At 36.2% G+C, this 619-nt stretch carries 1 protein-coding gene; it reads left to right on the top strand.

Translation table 11 applies throughout. The features are described from left to right. Positions 1 to 357: 357 nt before the first annotated feature. Positions 358 to 619, top strand: a 262-nt coding sequence (locus tag IE124_RS36380; protein WP_229833191.1) for a hypothetical protein, incomplete at its 3' end; no start/stop codon positions are given.

Raw genomic sequence — 619 nt, 5'->3', positions numbered from 1 at the left:
ATGATTTATAGTTTTTTTTACACAGGGGATTTAACGTTCCGCGACCCTTTTTCCTTTAATTTAACCCCAGTTCCTTAACGTCGAAAATTTCCGACTCCGTTAAGGAGGAGAAAACCTAATTACCAAACGAAGCGGGGAGACGCATTAATGAGAACAATAAATGTATGAAACTTTTAGCAATCTAAATGATACTATACCAAGACAAGCGAACACTGGCTAGCACAATATTTGGGCGGAACGAAATAAAATAACGAAGATATACATAAGACACAAAGGAAAAAGCGTTCCATTGCATCTCTGAAGTGAATAATATAAAAAGTAGTAAAGCTAGAAATGTGTGATAAGTCAAAAACGGTATTGGACTACACGATAGAATTCTTGGATAAATATATACCTGAATGGTTTGAGACGGGAAATAAATGCCCCTTGTTCATTTTCTTCTCGGGCCCACAAGGCTCAGGCAAAAGTTTTACAAGTATCCAAATCTATAACCATTTGATGGAAAAATATGGGGGTGAAAAATCTATCGGTTACGCCTCAATTGATGATTTTTATTTAACTCACGAGGACCAATTGAAACTCAATGAGCAATTCAAGAACAATAAGCTGTTACAAGGAC

Source organism: Streptomyces narbonensis (genome assembly GCF_014649015.1).
Lineage (GTDB): Bacteria > Actinomycetota > Actinomycetes > Streptomycetales > Streptomycetaceae > Streptomyces > Streptomyces narbonensis.
Note: the sequence above shows the minus strand (reverse complement) of the source record. Positions and strands in the feature narration are given on the sequence as shown.